Source organism: Pseudomonas sp. ANT_H12B (assembly GCF_008369325.1).
Classification (GTDB): Bacteria; Pseudomonadota; Gammaproteobacteria; order Pseudomonadales; family Pseudomonadaceae; genus Aquipseudomonas.
This window is the reverse complement of record NZ_VOBI01000003.1, coordinates 442,407-460,275: the sequence shown is the minus strand read 5'-3', so window position 1 is coordinate 460,275 and position 17,869 is coordinate 442,407. Positions and strand designations below refer to the sequence as shown.

General features: G+C 59.1%; 14 protein-coding genes and 2 tRNA genes. 4 read left to right on the top strand and 12 right to left on the bottom strand.

Annotated elements, in window-relative coordinates:
• Nucleotides 1-156: 156 nt before the first annotated feature.
• The 7 genes from dnaB to rnr all read right to left on the bottom strand — a co-directional run bounded on the left by dnaB (nt 157) and on the right by rnr (nt 7,451).
• Nucleotides 157-1,551 carry a replicative DNA helicase gene (dnaB, locus tag FQ185_RS07310; protein ID WP_149416924.1) on the bottom strand — a complete coding sequence of 465 codons (1,395 nt, stop codon included), beginning with the start codon at nt 1,549-1,551 and terminating at the stop codon, nt 157-159.
• Nucleotides 1,552-1,672: 121 nt separating this feature from the next.
• The gene (gene rplI, locus FQ185_RS07305; protein WP_003197251.1) at nt 1,673-2,119 is read right to left on the bottom strand and encodes a 50S ribosomal protein L9; all 447 of its coding nucleotides are present in this window, start codon (nt 2,117-2,119) and stop codon (nt 1,673-1,675) included.
• A 19-nt stretch (nt 2,120-2,138) separates the two neighbouring features.
• On the bottom strand, nt 2,139-3,032 hold the full coding sequence (locus FQ185_RS07300) for a hypothetical protein (RefSeq protein ID WP_149416923.1): 894 nt from the start codon (nt 3,030-3,032) through the stop codon (nt 2,139-2,141).
• Nucleotides 3,033-3,068: 36 nt separating this feature from the next.
• The gene (gene rpsR, locus FQ185_RS07295) at nt 3,069-3,299 is read right to left on the bottom strand and encodes a 30S ribosomal protein S18 (protein WP_002551829.1); all 231 of its coding nucleotides are present in this window, start codon (nt 3,297-3,299) and stop codon (nt 3,069-3,071) included.
• A gap of 28 nt (nt 3,300-3,327) precedes the next feature.
• Nucleotides 3,328-3,750, bottom strand: a complete 423-nt coding sequence (gene rpsF, locus FQ185_RS07290; protein WP_003217491.1) for a 30S ribosomal protein S6 — start codon at nt 3,748-3,750, stop codon at nt 3,328-3,330.
• 309 nt (nt 3,751-4,059) lie between these two features.
• Nucleotides 4,060-4,824: a 23S rRNA (guanosine(2251)-2'-O)-methyltransferase RlmB gene (gene rlmB, locus FQ185_RS07280; RefSeq protein WP_149416922.1), complete on the bottom strand. Its 765-nt coding sequence runs from the start codon at nt 4,822-4,824 to the stop codon at nt 4,060-4,062.
• Nucleotides 4,821-7,451, bottom strand: coding sequence for a ribonuclease R (gene rnr, locus FQ185_RS07275; protein ID WP_149416921.1), 2,631 nt, complete (start codon nt 7,449-7,451; stop codon nt 4,821-4,823). The genes rlmB and rnr overlap by 4 nt, the downstream gene beginning before the upstream one ends.
• A 225-nt stretch (nt 7,452-7,676) precedes the next feature.
• Between rnr and FQ185_RS07270 the strand changes: the two genes are divergently transcribed.
• From FQ185_RS07270 to FQ185_RS07255, 4 genes are all read left to right on the top strand, one after another.
• Nucleotides 7,677-7,763: transfer RNA gene (locus FQ185_RS07270), tRNA-Leu, on the top strand.
• A 166-nt stretch (nt 7,764-7,929) separates the two neighbouring features.
• A tRNA-Leu gene (locus tag FQ185_RS07265) sits at nt 7,930-8,016 on the top strand.
• 190 nt (nt 8,017-8,206) lie between these two features.
• A complete protein-coding gene (locus tag FQ185_RS07260) occupies nt 8,207-9,217 on the top strand; it encodes an extracellular solute-binding protein (protein ID WP_149416920.1) in 1,011 nt (336 codons plus the stop codon).
• On the top strand, nt 9,217-10,782 hold the full coding sequence (locus FQ185_RS07255; protein ID WP_149416919.1) for an iron ABC transporter permease: 1,566 nt from the start codon (nt 9,217-9,219) through the stop codon (nt 10,780-10,782). The genes FQ185_RS07260 and FQ185_RS07255 overlap by 1 nt, the downstream gene beginning before the upstream one ends.
• 48 nt (nt 10,783-10,830) lie before the next feature.
• On the opposite strand, the gene FQ185_RS07250 is transcribed toward FQ185_RS07255, so the two are convergent.
• From FQ185_RS07250 to hflK, 5 genes are all read right to left on the bottom strand, one after another.
• Nucleotides 10,831-12,765: a methyl-accepting chemotaxis protein gene (locus FQ185_RS07250; RefSeq protein WP_149416918.1), complete on the bottom strand. Its 1,935-nt coding sequence runs from the start codon at nt 12,763-12,765 to the stop codon at nt 10,831-10,833.
• 149 nt (nt 12,766-12,914) lie between these two features.
• On the bottom strand, nt 12,915-14,204 hold the full coding sequence (locus tag FQ185_RS07245) for an adenylosuccinate synthase (RefSeq protein ID WP_149416917.1): 1,290 nt from the start codon (nt 14,202-14,204) through the stop codon (nt 12,915-12,917).
• 55 nt (nt 14,205-14,259) lie between these two features.
• Nucleotides 14,260-15,447: an ATP phosphoribosyltransferase regulatory subunit gene (locus tag FQ185_RS07240; protein ID WP_149416916.1), complete on the bottom strand. Its 1,188-nt coding sequence runs from the start codon at nt 15,445-15,447 to the stop codon at nt 14,260-14,262.
• A gap of 318 nt (nt 15,448-15,765) precedes the next feature.
• Nucleotides 15,766-16,635 carry a protease modulator HflC gene (gene hflC, locus FQ185_RS07235; protein WP_017336255.1) on the bottom strand — a complete coding sequence of 290 codons (870 nt, stop codon included), beginning with the start codon at nt 16,633-16,635 and terminating at the stop codon, nt 15,766-15,768.
• Nucleotides 16,635-17,807: an FtsH protease activity modulator HflK gene (gene hflK, locus FQ185_RS07230; protein WP_149416915.1), complete on the bottom strand. Its 1,173-nt coding sequence runs from the start codon at nt 17,805-17,807 to the stop codon at nt 16,635-16,637. The genes hflC and hflK overlap by 1 nt, the downstream gene beginning before the upstream one ends.
• Nucleotides 17,808-17,869: the final 62 nt, after the last annotated feature.

The window sequence follows — 17,869 nt, the reverse complement described above, 5'->3', positions numbered from 1 at the left end:
CGGGCGCGGAATATAGCACAAAAAATAACCAATTCCGACGGCTATGGTCGGAAATTACAGCGGCGCTTTCACCGGCAAGCCCGCTCCCACAAGAACACTGAGATCCTTGTGGGAGCGGGCTTGCACGCGAAGAGGCCCTATCAGGCGCTACACAACTTAATCGTCGTCGAAGTTATAGCTGCCCGGCGCCAGGTTTTCGAAGCGGGTGTACTTACCGATGAACGCCAGTCGCGACGTGCCGATCGGACCGTTCCGCTGCTTGCCGATAATGATCTCGGCGATGCCTTTATGCTCGGTTTCCGGGTGATAAACCTCATCCCGGTACACGAACATGATCACGTCAGCATCCTGCTCGATCGCTCCGGATTCGCGCAAGTCGGAGTTGATCGGGCGTTTGTTCGGTCGTTGTTCCAGGGAGCGGTTGAGCTGGGACAGCGCCACCACCGGGCAGTTGAATTCCTTGGCCAGGGCCTTCAAGGAACGGGAGATTTCGGAAATCTCGTTGGTCCGGTTGTCGCCGCCCGAACCCGGAATCTGCATCAGTTGCAGGTAGTCGATCATGATCAGCGCGACATCGCCGTGCTCACGCACCAGACGCCGGGTCCGTGCGCGCATTTCCGATGGGCTGATACCGGCCGTATCGTCAATAAACAGCTTGCGATCGTTGAGCAAGTTGACCGCCGATGTCAGGCGCGGCCAGTCGTCGTCTTCCAGGCGACCGGCACGAACCTTGGTCTGATCGATCCGGCCGAGGGACGACAACATACGCATGATCAGCGATTCGCCTGGCATCTCCAGCGAGTAGACCAATACGCATTTGTCGCTGCGCAGCACGGCGTTTTCCACCAGGTTCATCGCAAAGGTGGTTTTACCCATGGATGGACGGCCGGCGACGATGATCAGGTCAGACGGTTGCAGGCCGCTGGTCATGCCGTCGAGATCGGTATAACCGGTGGACAGGCCGGTGATGGCGTTGTCCGTGTTGAACAAGGTGTCGATGCGGTCGATGGCCTTGGTCAACAGGTCATTCACGCTCACCGGGCCGCCGGTTTTTGGCCGGGCCTCAGCGATCTGGAAAATCTGCCGCTCGGCTTCGTCGAGAATCTCTTCCGCAGAGCGGCCTTCCGGGTTGAAGGCGCTGTCGGCAATCTCGGTGGCGATGCCAATCAACTGCCGCAAAGTTGCTCGTGCGCGAACGATCTGCGCATAGGCCTTAATGTTGGCGACGGACGGCGTGTTTTTCGCCAGTTCGCCAAGGTAACCGAGACCACCAACTTGCGAGGTCTGACCTTCCTTGTCCAATTGCTCGGCCAGGGTCACGACGTCGATTGGCGAATTCTGGTCCGCCAGTTTGGCGATCGCGCGGAAGATCAGGCGGTGGTCATGTCGATAGAAATCACCGTCCGACACCTGATCCAACACGCGTTCCCAGGCGTTGTTGTCCAGCATCAAACCACCGAGCACGGCCTGTTCGGCCTCGATGGAATGGGGCGGCACCTTCAGGGCAGCGGTTTGCAGGTCGTATTGCTCAGGAGCGGAGATATCGTTCATGGCCACTTGAATAGTTTTGTGAAAATCAGGAACTGCAGAAAGACAAAGGGCACGACCTGTAAACAGGATCGTGCCCGATGTTACCGGCAAGCACCCGAGGGTGCCAGCCGACAAGTGCTGCTTAAGCTGCTACCACGACAACGCGTACGGTGGCTTCAACTTCGGCGTGCAGGTGCACGGCTACGTCGAATTCGCCTACGTTGCGGATAGTGCCGTTCGGCAGACGAACTTCGCTTTTTGCAACTTCAACGCCAGAGGCGGTCAGTGCATCAGCGATGTCGTGGGTGCCGATCGAACCGAACAGCTTGCCTTCGTCACCGGCGGTGGCAGTGATAGTCACTTCCAGCTCAGCCAGTTGGGCGGCACGGCTTTCAGCCGAAGTTTTACGGTCTGCTGCGGCTTTTTCCAGCTCAGCGCGACGCTCTTCGAACGCAGCCAGGTTGGCAGCGGTCGCAGCGGTAGCTTTGCCGTAAGGCAGCAGGTAGTTACGACCGTAACCAGCCTTAACGTTCACTTTGTCACCCAGGTTGCCCAGGTTGGTGACTTTTTCCAGAAGGATCAGTTGCATGTGAAAATCCTCTTAACTTTTAACCTTCACCGTTCGCGCTATCGGCGTCTTTCGGCGCCGAACGACCGCGAAAATCAATCAGGCTGTCGACGATGGCCAAGACCACCAGCAACGGATAGATCAGCTGCATGAATAGCAACAGCGTGACGTACAACCCCACCAGCCAGAACCTGGCCAGTCGCTTTTGCGCCACCAGCCCGTGAATCAGGGCCAGCCCGGCGAACACCAGCGGTACACTGCACAACGGCGTCAACATGGCCATCTGTGGACCGATGTTCGGCCCAAGAAGCATGCACGCCAGCAGTAACATCGCCGGCAGAAGCGGGAACCGGATGGCGCGAAACTCGCGACCAAAACCACCCGGGTTGTACAACAACGCCTGCCAGTAGCGCCCGACAATCAGGCTCAGCACACTGACGATTTGCAACAAGGCCGCAATCAGGCCGGTCAGGACCGGTGCAATCAGGGACGCAAAATGCGCTTGCTCGTCTACCGACAACTTCTGGTAGACATCACCGAGTAGCGACGGCATGACTTTTATCAAAGCCTGCGCCAGCATCTCGATTTGGGGAGCAAAAACTGTCCCCAGCACCACTGCAAACACCAACCCCATCGCTATGCTGACCAGCAGCACGCGGTTCCAGGACTCACTTGCGCGCAAAACCAACGCAAGGCTCCAAGACCCCAGCAACACCAGAAGTGAGCGTGGGTCATCGGCGTAAAGCCACCAGATCAATGCCGGCAGCAGTCCCAGAGCAAGAACGCTCGAGGCGTCCTTCAATCCGCGCCGCAGGAGCACGAAGCATCCAGCGGCAGCACCCAACCAATACAACAACGGCAATGCTGCGCATCCAGCCACTACCAGAGTGGCCTGCATACGGCCGCGCATGATGAACTCAGCTAAGGCACGCATGCTTTCAATCCTTTGCTACGTGTCGACTGCCCGGTCTCAGCGGCCGTGGCTGTCGGTGTAGGCCAGCAGGGCCAGGAAGCGGGCGCGCTTGATAGCGGTGGCCAGCTGACGCTGATAACGTGCTTTGGTACCGGTGATACGGCTTGGAACGATTTTGCCGGTCTCGGATACATAAGCTTTCAGAGTGTTGAGATCTTTGTAATCGATCTCTTTCACGTCTTCAGCGGTGAAGCGGCAGAATTTACGACGACGGAAGAAACGTGCCATGTAATAGGCTCCTCAAAAGGTCCGTGGATTACTCGTCAGCGTTATCGCTGTTGTCGCTGTCATCACTATCAGCGCTTTCAGCGCCTTCGTGCTCAGGACGGTCGCGACGCTCACGGCGCTCACTGCGGTTTTCTTCAGCCTTGAGCATCTCGGATTGGCCGGTAACGGCTTCTTCGCGACGGATGACCAGGTTACGGATCACTGCATCGTTGTAGCGGAAGTTGTCTTCCAGCTCGGCCAGGGCCTTGCCAGTGCATTCAACGTTCAGCATCACGTAGTGAGCCTTGTGAACATTGTTGATTGCGTAGGCCAGTTGACGACGGCCCCAATCTTCCAGACGGTGGATTTTGCCGCCGTCTTCTTCGATCAGCTTGGTGTAACGCTCTACCATGCCGCCGACTTGCTCGCTTTGATCCGGGTGGACCAAAAAGATGATTTCGTAATGACGCATGAATGCTCCTTACGGGTTGTAGCCTGCCGCTCAAAAGCGGTCAGACAAGGAGTGAATGACACTTATGGACTTGCTTGCGATAGACACATGCGTGCCTGCCGTCACAGCAAGGGGCGCAATTGTAGAGAAGGGACAGGAGAGGCGCAAGGCAATTGGTGATTATTTGAACAACCACGACTAATTGCCCAAAACACAAACCACTGTGGGAGCTAGCCTGCTAGCGATGAGGAAATAACATTCAATATTGATGTTGAATGTGACTCCGCCATCGCTAGCAGGCTAGCTCCCACAGGAGGGTTTACCGCTGGATCAGGACTTCTTGGCAGTTCCGGCAGCCTTGACGCTGCGCTGGCGCTGGGCTTCAAACAGGCAGACGCCGGTTGCCACGGAAACGTTGAGACTGCTGACGCTGCCGGCCATCGGCAGGTGCACCAGGTAGTCGCACAGATCACGAGTCAGACGACGCATGCCGCTGCCTTCAGCACCCATGATCAGGATGGTCGGGCCGGTCATGTCGTGCTGATACAGACTCTGCTCGGCCTCGCCCGCCGTACCGACGACCCACAAGCCGCGCTGCTTGAGCTTTTCCAGGGTGCGCGCCAGGTTGGTCACGGCGACCAGCGGAATCACTTCCGCCGCGCCACAGGCGACTTTTCGTACCGTCGGGGTCAGCGTGGCTGACTTGTCCTTCGGAACGATCACCGCCAATGCGCCGGCCGCATCGGCCGAACGCAGGCAAGCACCAAGGTTGTGCGGATCGGTCACGCCGTCGAGCACCAGCAACAACGGTGCGCCTTCGGTGCGATCGAGCAGCTCGTCGAGCATCGCCTCGCCCCAGACCTGGCTCGGACTCACGTCCGCCACCACGCCCTGGTGCACGCCTTCAACCCAGGCATCCAGCTCACGGCGCTCGGCGTTGCCGACGGCCACGCGATTTTCGTTAGCCAGCTCGATCAGCGTCTGAACCCGCGGATCACTGCGGCCTTCGGCCAGCCAGATTTGCTTGACGCGTTTTGGGTGGTGACGCAGCAACGCTTCTACAGCGTGCACGCCGTAGATCTTTTCCAGACTCATGGCTTGACCTTCGGTTTACGCGCCCCGCCGCTTTTGGCGGCTGGAGCAGAACCCGCTTTTGGCGGGCCTTTACGGTGTTTGCTCGGTTTGGCTGGCTTGCCGCCGGGAGCCTTGTCAGGCGCCGACCGTCCGGTCGTTCCCCCAGACGCCGCTTTACCGCCGCTTTTCGCGTCAGACAGCAACGCCTGCTTCATTTCACGACTTTTGCGCAGCTCGGCATTTTTTGCCGCGGCATCGCTTGGGCGATAGGCTTCGACAGCTTTTTCCTTGGCAGGACGGCGACCGGTTTTTGCCGGAGCTGGCTCTGCTGTGGTTTTGGCAGCAGGCGCAGCAGTTTCAGCCCCACGTTTCTTGCGACCGATCGGCGCGCTGATGGTTTTTTCAGCCATCTCGAAGTCGATCTTGCGTTCGTCGAGGTCAACGCGCATCACGCGCACCTCAACGGTATCGCCAAGGCGGAAGCTGCGACCGGTACGCTCACCGGCCAGGCGGTGGTGCACAGGATCGAAGTGGTAGTAATCGCCCGGCAGCGCGGTGACGTGCACCAGGCCTTCGACGTAGATATCGGTCAGTTCGACGAACAGGCCGAAACCGGTCACGGCAGTGATCACACCCGGGAACGATTCGCCCACGCGATCTTTCATGAACTCACACTTGAGCCAGTTCACCACGTCGCGGGTCGCTTCGTCGGCACGGCGCTCGCTCATCGAGCACTGCTCGCCGAGCTGCTCCAGGATCGCTTCGTCGTACGGATAGATCCGCGCTTTCGGAATGGTCATCGCGCCAGCACGGCGAACGTGCGGGGTGTCCATTTTCGAATGGATGACGCTGCGAATCGCCCGGTGCGTGAGCAAGTCCGGGTAGCGGCGAATCGGCGAGGTGAAGTGGGTATAGGCTTCGTAATTCAGGCCGAAGTGGCCCTGGTTATCGGCGCTATACACCGCTTGGCTCAACGAACGCAGCATGACGGTCTGGATCAGATGGAAATCCGGACGGTCCTTGATGCTCGCCAGCAATGCCTGGTAATCCTTCGGCGACGGGCCGTCCTTGCCTTTGTGCAGGGACAGGCCGAGCTCACCGAGGAAGGCGCGGAGTTTTTCCAGACGCTCCGGCGGCGGACCATCGTGGACGCGATACAGCGCCGGAATTTCGTGCTTCTTCAGGAATTCGGCAGTGGCCACGTTGGCCGCCAGCATGCATTCCTCGATCAGTTTGTGCGCGTCGTTGCGAACGGTCGGACGGATTTCGGCAATTTTGCGCTCGGTCCCGAAGATGATCCGGGTTTCCTGCGTTTCGAAATCGATCGCGCCACGCACGTGACGTGCCGCCAGCAAAACCTTGTACAGCGCGTAGAGCTGTTTGAGGTGCGGCAGAACGTCGTTGTATTCGCCACGAAGCTGACGCGCTTCGGTGACTTTCGGCGTTTCCAGCATGGCGCTGACCTTGTTGTAGGTCAGGCGAGCGTGGGAGTGAATCACCGCTTCGTAGAAGCAGTAGTCGGTCATCTCGCCGGATTTGGAGATGGTCATCTCGCAAACCATGGCCAGGCGATCGACGTGCGGGTTCAGCGAGCACAGGCCGTTGGACAGCTGCTCAGGCAGCATCGGCACCACGCGCTCGGGGAAGTACACCGAGTTGCCACGAACCTGGGATTCGTTATCCAGCGCCGAACCGATCTTCACGTAGCTGGAGACGTCGGCAATCGCCACGTACAACTTCCAGCCACCGGAGAACAGGCGCAGCTTGCCCGGCTTGGCTTCGCAGTAGACCGCGTCATCGAAGTCGCGAGCGTCTTCGCCATCGATGGTCACGAACGGCAGATGACGCAGGTCGATGCGCTTCTCTTTGTCTTTCTCTTCGACTTCCGGCTTGAGCTTGGCGGCTTCTTTCAAGACCGCTTCAGGCCAGACGTGAGGAATGTCGTAAGTGCGCAAGGCGACATCGATTTCCATGCCCGGCGCCATGTAGTTACCCACGACTTCAACCACATCGCCTTGCGGCTGGAAGCGTGGTGTCGGCCAGTGAGTGATCTTCACTTCGACGAACTGACCGATCTGCGCGTTGGCGTTGCGACCCGGGGTGACCAGCACTTCTTGCTGGATCTTCGGGTTGTCCGCGACGACAAAACCGATACCGCCCTCTTCGAAGTAACGGCCGACGATGGTTTCGTGGGCACGGGAAACCACTTCGACGATCATGCCTTCACGGCGACCGCGACGGTCCAGGCCGGAAACACGCGCCAGGGCACGGTCGCCATCGAACACCAGACGCATTTGCGCCGGGCTCATGAACAGATCGTCACTGCCGTCGTCCGGGACCAGGAAGCCGAAACCGTCACGGTGACCGCTGATGCGGCCCAGTATCAGGTCGAGCTTGTCCACCGGCGCATAAGTACCGCGACGGGTGTAGATGAGTTGAGCGTCGCGCTCCATGGCGCGCAGGCGGCGGCGCAGGGCTTCGATCTGGTCTTCTGTGGTCAGACCAAACTCTTCGACCAGCTGCTCGCGGTTAGCAGGCGAACCCCGGTCAGCAAGGTGCTGAAGGATCAGTTCGCGGCTAGGAATAGGGTTTTCATATTTTTCCGCTTCACGAGCGGCCTCGGGATCGAGGGACTGCCAATCGGCCATTAGAGAGTTTTCACCTTGTCTATATGCGGGTTAGTTTGGCATAGGCGTAATGAAACGGGAAATTTCAAGCTATGACAGCCTATCTAAAGCCCTTTACAAAGCTTTGAAAGTTGATTTGAACGCCACTCGTAAAATTTTCCAGGTTTTTTCGATGCCAGGGGTTTACAGTTAAAAAGACGCTCCGTATAGTGCGCGCCATCGATGACGCAGACGCATTGCCGATATGCCCAGATGGTGAAATTGGTAGACACGCCAGCTTCAGGTGCTGGTGACCGCAAGGTCGTGGAAGTTCGAGTCTTCTTCTGGGCACCAATTTCGAGCTTGAGATTAGATCAATTTCAAGGCTCACACAAAAACCCGCGAAAGCGGGTTTTTTGCATTCTAAGCTTCTGATTTATTAAAACTAAATCAGGGGTTTACAGATCAAAATGCTCTCCGTATAGTGCGCCACATCAACAGCGGTAACGCTTGCGATAATGCCCAGATGGTGAAATTGGTAGACACGCCAGCTTCAGGTGCTGGTGACCGCAAGGTCGTGGAAGTTCGAGTCTTCTTCTGGGCACCAATTCAAATTCAAGGTCATGATCTTGAATTTCACAAAACCCGCGAAAGCGGGTTTTTGCGTTTCTGAGGTTTAAAAAGTTAGGGCGCGGGGCTCTAGCCAACGCCTGTCAGCCCCGCAAGGCGCACTTGAGAAACAATATCGTTTATCATTGTTTCAAGTTTTTGCAATGCGACAGTGAGGAACCCTGCGAATGATGTTTCGAAATACCCTGCGCCGCGGCCTGACCATCACCCTGCTCGGCCTGGCACTCACTACTCCCCTGGTCCAAGCCGCCGACCCGGCTTCCCTGACCCTCTATAACGGTCAACACAAAGAAGTCGGCGATGCCATCGCCAAGGCTTTCGAAGCCAAGACCGGGATTCACGTCAATGTGCGCAAAGGCAGCAGCAACCAGCTCGCCAGCCAGGTTGTCGAAGAAGGTGATCGCTCCCCCGCCGACGTGATCTACACCGAAGAGTCGCCGCCACTGAACAAACTCGGCGAACGAGGCCTGCTGGCGAAGACCGATGCCGCCACCCTTGAAGTGCTTCCCAAAGATTATGTTGCCGGCAACGGCACCTGGATTGGCGTCACTGCTCGGGTTCGGGTCGTCGCCTTCAATCCGAAACTGATCGACGAAAAAGACCTGCCCAAGTCAGTAATGGAATTCTCCGATCCGAAATGGCAAGGCAAGGTCGGTTTCGTACCCACCAGCGGCGCGTTCCAGGAACAAGCCGTGGCAATCATCAAAGTGCACGGCAGGGACGCGGCCGAAGAATGGCTGACTGGCCTGCGCGCTTTCGGCAAGACCTACAGTAACAACATGGTCGCGCTGAAAGCGGTGGAGAATGGCGAAGTCGCCACTGTGTTGGTGAACAACTATTACTGGTTCGCCTTGCAGCGCGAAAAAGGCCAGCTCGATTCGAAACTGCATTACTTCACTGGCGGCGACGTCGGCGGGTTGATCACCGTTTCCAGTGCTGCCGTATTGAAATCCAGCAAACACCCAAAAGAAGCCCAGCAACTCCTCGCCTACATGGCCAGCGAAGAAGGCCAGCGCGTGATCACCCAGACCACCGCCGAGTACCCGTTGCACAAGGGCATGGAATCGGATCGCGGCCTCAAACCGTTCAGCGAACTTGAAGCGCCGAAAGTCACGCCGGCCGACCTGGGCAACGCCGAAGAAGCCCTGGACCTGGAACGTGACGTTGGCTTGAACTGATGAGCGCATCGTTATCCGCCCCCGCCTCGCGCGGGGGTTACGTGCCACGGCGCAAACGGCCGTCATTCTGGCTGTTGCTGCCGGTTTTGCTGCTGGTGTTGCTCAGCCTTTTGCCGCTGGCGTATGTCGGGCTCAAGACCTGGCAGGCCGGTTGGGCCGAGGCGCTGCATTTGTTGTGGCGGCCGTACGTGTTCGGGCTGCTGCGCAACACGCTCGCGCTGATGGTCGGCGTGACGCTGGCTTGCGGCGTGATCGGTCTGTCGCTGGCGTGGTTGCTGGAACGCAGCAATCTGCCGGGGCGGCGACTGTGGGGCGTGATCCTGTGTTTGCCGTTCGCGGTGCCGGCGTTCGTCAGCAGTTTTACCTGGGTGTCCCTGAGCGCACATTTCGAAGGCCTGGGCGGGGCAATTCTGGTGATGACCCTGTCCAAATATCCGCTGATCTTTCTGCCCGTGGCGGCGACCCTGCGCAATCTTGATCCGTCACTGGAAGAGTCCGCCCGAACGCTGGGGCAGAATCGCTGGGGTGTGTTTTTCAGGATCACCCTCCCACTGCTCTGGCCGTCGCTGCTCGCCGGCTCGTTGCTGATTGCTCTGCATATGCTGGTGGAGTTCGGTGCACTGTCGATCATCGGGCTGCAGACTTTCACTACGGCGATTTATCAGCAGTTCGAGCTCGAGTTCAGCAACGCCAATGCGGCGATGCTTTCGGCTGTGTTGCTGGCGCTGTGTCTGATATTGCTATGGCTGGAGCTGCGAGTTCGGGGCAAGGGCCGTCATGTGCGTACGGGTCAAGGTGCAGCGCGGCGTGCGGAGCAAGTCCGACTCGGGCCTTGGGCTGTCGTCGGACAAGCCTATTGCCTGGCGCTGGCGATCATCGGCAGCGGCATTCCGCTGGGGATGCTCGCGTACTGGCTGGCCGTGGGCTCGTCGGCCGCATTCCCGGTGGCAGCCATCAGTGAAGCGCTGCTGTCATCCCTGGCGCTGTCGCTTGGCGGCGCAGCATTGTGCCTTGTGCTGGCCGTTCCGGTGGGATTACTGGTGGTGCGCTACAAAGGCTCATTGGCGATCTGGGCCGAACGCTTGCCGTATCTGCTGCATGCACTGCCAGGACTGGTGATCGCGCTGACGCTGGTGTATTTCGCCCTGCACTATGTGCCGGTGCTGTACCAGACTTCAGCGCTGCTGCTGATCGCTTATGCGCTGTTGTTTCTGCCATTGGCTCAGGCGCCGATTCGTACGGCACTGAACAAAGCGGCACCGCAACTGGAGGAGGCGGCACGCACGCTGGGGGCATCGTCTTTTAGTGCGTTTTGCCGGGTGACATTGCCGATCATCTTCCCGGCGCTGGGTGCGGCGTTTGCGCTGGTATTCCTGGACGCGATGAAGGAGCTGACGGCGACGTTGCTACTGAGTCCGACCGGGCTCAACACGCTGGCGACGGAGGTCTGGGCGCATACCGCGAATGTGGAGTTTGCGGCAGCGGCGCCTTATGCGGCGTTGTTGATTTTGGTGTCGGGGTTGCCGGTTTATCTGCTCACGACTCGGATGTATCTGAGCCGTTGAGACCGCCATCGCGGGCTTGCTCGCGAAGGGGCCAGACCAGAAAACCGATCAGGCCCTGAACTGCCCCAGACTAGCCTTCAACTGCGCCGCCAACCCATCCAGCACCTTGCCGCTGGCCGTGGTTTCCACCACCGCCTGAGCCGCTTTCTCAGCCTGTGCATGAATGGTCTCAACCCGACCACGCACCGCATGCGCACCTTGCGCCTGGTGAGCCGCTGCCTGCGTCGCCAAACCAATCGCCGCATGCACCTGCTCGACCGACGCCTGCACCGACTGCTGCAACCGCGCACTGTCACGCAACACCAGCAACCCTTCGCTGGCCTGACGTCCGGCCTGACCGATCGCCGCCACAGCCTCACGCGCACCTTGTTGCAAGGCAACGATGTGCGCCTGAATGTCGCCGGTAGAGCTTTGCGTCTTGCTCGCCAGCGCCCGTACTTCGTCGGCCACCACGGCAAACCCGCGACCAGTCTCGCCAGCCCGGGCCGCCTCGATCGCCGCGTTCAGCGCCAGCAGGTTGGTTTGCTCGGCGATCCCGTGAATCACCGTCAGCACCACTTCAATCTGCTCACTCTGCTGCGCCAGCCGCTCGATGACTTTCGCGCCGGTATCGACCTGCCCGGCCAGCGCCTCGATCAGGCTGCCGACTTTCGCCGACGTCCGCGTGTTTTCATCCGTGGCCGAACGAATATCCACCACTTGCTGCAAGGCTGCCTGCATGGCATGACTTTCAGACTGGGCTTCGTCAGCCATTTGTGACAACGCACGCAGGCTCTCGGCCACTTCATCGCGCTGCATGCCCGCCGCTTTATCGGCCCCGGCATTGCGCAAGGTCATCGCGCCGATTTCCACGCCAGTGCGCTGGGCGACATCACCCGCTTCGCGCACGATCGGCTGCAACTTATCCACAAAGCGATTGACCGCCGAGGCCATGTCGCCGATTTCGTCCTTGCTGTTGATCTGCACGCGCTTGGTCAGATCGCCCTCGCCCGCCGCCAGGTCATCCATGGCTGCAATCAGCAGCTTCAGGCGATTGACCACGCGACGACCCAGCACCACGGCCAGCAACAGCAACACGCCGAAGCCCACCACCGCCAGGCCCATACCGATGCGCCAGCGCAAGGTACCCGCCGCTTCCTGCACGGTGCTGGTGGTGTTGGCCTGCATCTCCGAAGCCGTGGACTGCGCCGACTTCAGGCGCGCGCCCATCGCTGCTGCACTATCAGCTGCCGCGCCCTTGAGGCTGTCGCCCACCAATTGATCACTGCTGGCGATCAGCGCCGAAAAGCGCTTGTCGAGGGCAGCCAGATCGACTTCCACGGAAGCGGTGGAGACGCCCATCAAGACCTTGCCGATTTCCACGCCATTGGGGCTGATTGAGGCTTCGAGATAGTAGACCGATGGATCGTTTTTCGCCGCATCCAGCACTTTGTCCAATGCGCGCTCGCCCTGGCCCTTCTCCAGCAGCGCTTTGTTGATCGGGTTCTCGCGGTTCAGATAGCGCGTCAGGTGCTGGCCGGTAGCGTCGTCGTAGATCACGAACAACACGTTGGGATTGCGCTGGGCCCGGCGGGCGAATTCGGACAGGGTTGGAACGTCGCTGTCCCACATGGCGCGAGGTGCGACTGAAGCCAGAAGTTGCGCCATATCATTGGCAGAGTCCTTCAGGTCTTTTTCCAATGTCCCACGCAGTTGTGCCTGCTCGTCCTTCAGACGTGACGACAGGCCGGCGGTGAGCCGCTGACGGGTATTGGTCGACAGACTGTCGAGGCTCGACGTGACTTCACGCCCCGCCTGCTCCAGCTCACCAGAGAGCTTTTGACTGTCAGCCCCCAGACGGACGCCCAAGTCGGCTTCCAATGCAGTCACCGTGCTCCGGGTCAGGGCGACGGCAACCAGCACTTGCACCAAAAGGGCGATACCAAGGGTAACGAACACAGGCCGCAGAAGACGGCTTTGTAACAGTGAGAGAATGGCTGACACTTAAAATCCCTCTGCTTGGCGCCATTAAATTGATGGCGCACTGGAAGCGATGCTTTTAATCAACATCACAGCAAAGGTCGTGCCGCCCGACAGACAGAAACGACAAAGGCCCCAAATGAGAGGCCTTTATCTTTTACATCAACGACTTATTAAGCGAACGGATGACGCAGAACGATAGTTTCGTTGCGGTCCGGGCCCGTCGAAATAATGTCGATCGGCGCACCGACCAACTCTTCAACGCGCTTGATGTAAGCACGGGCGTTAGCTGGCAGTTCTTCCATGGTTTTGGCACCCACAGTCGACTCGGTCCAGCCCGGCACTTCTTCGTACACAGGCTGCAGGCCCAAGTAGCTGTCAGCATCAGTCGGGGCAACGGCATTGCCTTGCGCATCTTTGTAGCCGACGCAGATGTTGATGGTTTCGAGGCCGTCGAGCACGTCGAGCTTGGTCAGGCAGATGCCCGAGATGCTGTTCACATCGATAGCACGACGCAGGATAACGGCGTCGAACCAGCCGCAACGACGGGCACGGCCGGTGGTAGCGCCGAACTCGTGACCTTGCTTGGCCAGGTGAGCGCCCACTTCGTCAAACAGCTCAGTCGGGAATGGGCCCGAACCTACGCGAGTGGTGTAAGCCTTGGTGATGCCCAGGATGTAATCCAGGAACATCGGGCCAACGCCCGAACCGGTCGCCACGCCACCTGCGGTGGTGTTGGAGCTGGTCACGTACGGATAGGTACCGTGGTCGATGTCGAGCAACGAACCTTGGGCGCCTTCGAACATGATGTCTTTGCCGGCGCGACGCAGGTCGTGGAGCTCGGCCGTCACGTCCAGCATCAACGGCTTGAGCAGTTCAGCGTACTCTTTGCACTCGGCCAGGGTTTTTTCGAACTCGATGGCAGGCTCTTTGTAGTAACCCACCAGCATGAAGTTGTGGTAGTCCACCAGCTCACGCAGCTTGTCTTCAAAGCGCGGCATGTTGAGCAGGTCGCCCACACGCAGGCCACGACGTGCAACCTTGTCTTCATACGCCGGGCCGATGCCGCGACCGGTCGTACCGATCTTCAGTTCGCCACGGGCCTTTTCACGGGCCTGGTCCAACGCTACGTGGAAGGACAGGATCAGCGGACAGGACGGGCTGATACGCAGGCGCTCGCGCACCGGGACGCCTTTCTCTTCCAGCTTGATGATTTCCCGCAGCAGAGCGTCGGGTGCAACCACCACACCGTTGCCGATCAGGCACTGCACGCCTTCGCGCAGCACGCCCGACGGGATCAGGTGCAAGACGGTTTTTTCGCCATCGATCACCAAAGTGTGACCAGCGTTGTGGCCACCCTGGTAGCGCACTACGGCGGCAGCATGTTCGGTCAGCAGATCAACGATCTTGCCTTTGCCCTCATCACCCCATTGGGTGCCCAGGACTACGACATTCTTACCCATAACACTTGTCCTCATTCGCGCAAACTTGGTGCCGGCGGCGGGCCGGCAGGAAAACTCAAGAAGCCAGTGGCAATACTTGCCAAAGCCCGTTCTGCTGAATCAATTGCCGGTCGCAGTCCGCTTCACGGGCGGCGGCCAAAGGTTGCCCAGGCAACGCCTGAACGACACGCTGACCCTCACTGCGCAACTGGCAAACCTGCTGCCAGAGTGCCGCATCCGTACTGTCAGGCATCCAGATACCGCCAGACGGTAACTCGATCTCAGCACGCCCCAGGGTCACCAGGGTTTTCAAATCGGTGGAAAAGCCGGTTGCCGGACGAGCCCGACCGAAGTCGGCGCCGATGTCGTCGTAACGACCGCCCTGGGCAATGGACTGGCCAACACCGGGTACGAACACCGCGAACACCACACCGGTGTGGTAGTGGTAGCCGCGCAATTCACCCAAGTCGAAGTAAAGCGGTAATTCCGGGAAACGCGTGGACAGACGTTCGGCAATCGCCAGCAAGTCGTCCAGAGCCGCCAAAACTGGCTCCGGCGCATTCGCCAGACGCTCGCGGGCAGCGCTCAATACTTCACGACCGCCACACAGGTCGACCAACGCGCGCAGCATGCCCGACAGATCGGCGGGCAAGCCTTCGGTCAAGGTAATGACCTCGTCGATGGCCTTGCGTTGCAATGCATCGAACAACTGTTGTTCAACTTCACCCGACAACCCGGCCGCGCGGGCCAGGCCACGGTAAATACCGACGTGACCGAGGTCCATGTGCACATCCGGCACGTCAGCCAGTTGCAGCATGGCCAGCATCAGGCTGATGACTTCCACGTCGCTGCTCGGGCTGGCATCACCGTACAACTCGGCGCCCAACTGGATCGGGCTACGCGAGGACGACAAGGCGCGCGGCTGAGCGTGCAGCACGCTGCCGGCATAGCAAAGACGGCTCGGGCCTTCGCGACGCAAAGTATGCGCATCGATGCGCGCCACTTGCGGCGTGATGTCGGCACGGAAACCCATCTGCCGGCCCGATTGCGGGTCGATGACCTTGAAGGTACGCAGATCGAGGTCCTGGCCCGCGCCGGTCAGCAGGGATTCCAGGTACTCGATATGGGGAGTCACGACAAACTCGTAACCCCAGCTCTGGAACAGATCCAACACCTGACGACGCGCTACTTCGATGCGCGCCGCCTCCGGTGGCAGTACTTCTTCGATGCCATCTGGCAGCAGCCAGCGGTCTACCGTTGCCATTACGCCATTCCCCTATGATCCGGGCGGCAAGCCTTTGGGCGAGCCTTGAGTGAAGCAGAAAATGATCGGTTCAGTGCACAAACCACGCGCATGAACAACGCGGCGAAAAGCCTGAAATCGACTTCGCCAACCACTTTCCTCGAAAAACCTGTCGAGTCATTCAACTCGATGTCTTGCATTAAAAACTGCAATCAAACGTGCAGACGCAAAAAAGCCGGGAATTTCCCGGCTGCCGCATCATACACACGTTTTCCCAAAGGATCACCCCGCCCGAGGTGTTAGCCGCCAGGCGGGGGGATGATTCAGGTCAACGCTGTATCAAGGCTTGGCTTTTTCCAGGTAACGGAAGAAGTCACTGCTTGGGTCCAGGACCATGACGTCGGATTTGTTCGCGAAGCTTTCACGGTAGGCGCGCAGGCTACGATAGAAACCGTAGAACTCCTGGTCCTGGCCATAGGCCTTTGAGTAGATCGCAGCGGCCTGGGCGTCACCATCACCGCGAACCTCTTCGGATTCACGATAGGCTTCAGCCAGCAGCACGCGGCGTTGACGATCGGCGTCGGCACGAATGCCTTCTGCCAGTTCGTTACCCTTGGCGCGGTGCTCGCGAGCTTCACGCTCACGCTCGGAGCTCATACGCTCGAACACACTGCGGTTCACTTCTTTCGGCAGGTCGATAGCCTTGACCCGAACATCGACCACTTCGATGCCCAGCTCTTTTTCCGCCATCGTGTTCAACGAAGCGGTGATATCGGACATCAAAGCGTCACGCTCACCAGAAACTACTTCATGGAGCGTGCGCTTACCGAACTGGTCGCGCAGGCCCGATTCCAGACGACGGGAAAGACGCTCGTCAGCAATCTGCTTGAGGCCGGAGGTTGCGGTGTAGAAGCGCTCGGCATCTTTCACGCGCCACTTGGCGTAGGCATCAACCATCACGGCTTTCTTTTCCAGCGTCAGGAAGCGCTGTGTCGGTGCATCCAGCGTCATCAGGCGTGCGTCGAATTTGCGCACCTGGTTAACGTAAGGCACTTTCACATGCAGGCCCGGCTGAACATCAGCCTGGACCACGCGACCGAACTGCAGCAGCACCGCACGCTCGGTCTGAGCCACGATGTAAAAGCAGTTCCAGGCTGCGATCGCCACAACGACAACAACAATAAGGGTGATCAGCGATTTATTGCTCATCAGCGACTCTCCCTGGTACGTGTTGGCTGTTGCTGCAGATCAGCTGCCGCACGTGCATTCGCTTCATTGCTGGTGGCAGCCGCGCCAGTCACTGACGTGCTGGTGTTGCGACCACTTTCGACCATCTTGTCCAGCGGCAAGTACAGCAGATTGCTCTGGCCGTTCTTGTTGCCGGTCACGAGAACCTTGCTGGTATTGCTGAAGACTTCCTGCATGGTGTCCAGGTACAGACGCTCACGGGTCACTTCAGGAGCCTTGCGATACTCGGCGACCAGCTTGGTGAAGCGGTCCGCCTCACCCTTGGCGCGCGAGACGGTTTCGTCGCGGTAACCATTGGCATCTTCAAGGATGCGCTGGGCCTGGCCACGGGCTTCCGGCACGACGCCGTTGGCATAGGTTTCAGCCTGGTTGCGCGAACGCTGCTCGTCTTCACGGGCGCGAATCACGTCATCGAAAGCTTCCTGCACTTCACGCGGTGCCGCTGCGTTCTGTACGTTGACCTGAGTAATGGTGATGCCGGTGCGGTAGGTATCCATGAAGCGTTGCAGACGCTCCTTGATTTCGCTGGCCATCAATTCACGACCTTCGGTCAGCACCTGGTCCATCGCGGTGGAACCCACCACATGGCGCAAGGCACTTTCGGTCGCATGCTGCAGGCTGATTTCCGGCTGATCGACACTCAGCACGAAGTCCTGCAGGTTGCTGATCTTGTACTGCACGGTCAGCGGCACTTCGACGATGTTCTCGTCTTCAGTCAGCATTTGACCCTGCTTGGTGTAGGCACGCTCACGCGTGACGTTCTCCAGGTACTTGCGATCAAGCGGCGGGAAATAGATGTTCAGGCCCGGGCCGACGGTTTCATAGTACTTGCCGAAGCGCAGCACCACGGCTTGCTCCTGCTCGTCGACGACATAGACCGCGCTATACAGCCACACGGCCGCCAACACGACCAGACCGATGCCGAGCAGACCGCCGAAGCCGCCTCTCTTGCCCGAACCACCGCCGTCATCACCACGTTTTTTACCACCACCGAACAACCCGTTCAGGCTTTCCTGCAGCTTTCGGAAGGCCTCGTCGAGATCCGGTGGTCCCTTGCGGTCGCCGTTATTGCGGCGCTTGCCACCCCAAGGATCCTGATTATTCGAGTTGCCACCCGGCTCATTCCAAGCCATAGCGCTCTCCATCTGATAAAGCAAAGACGCACCCACGGCGCGCCGACCAATGCTACAGAATG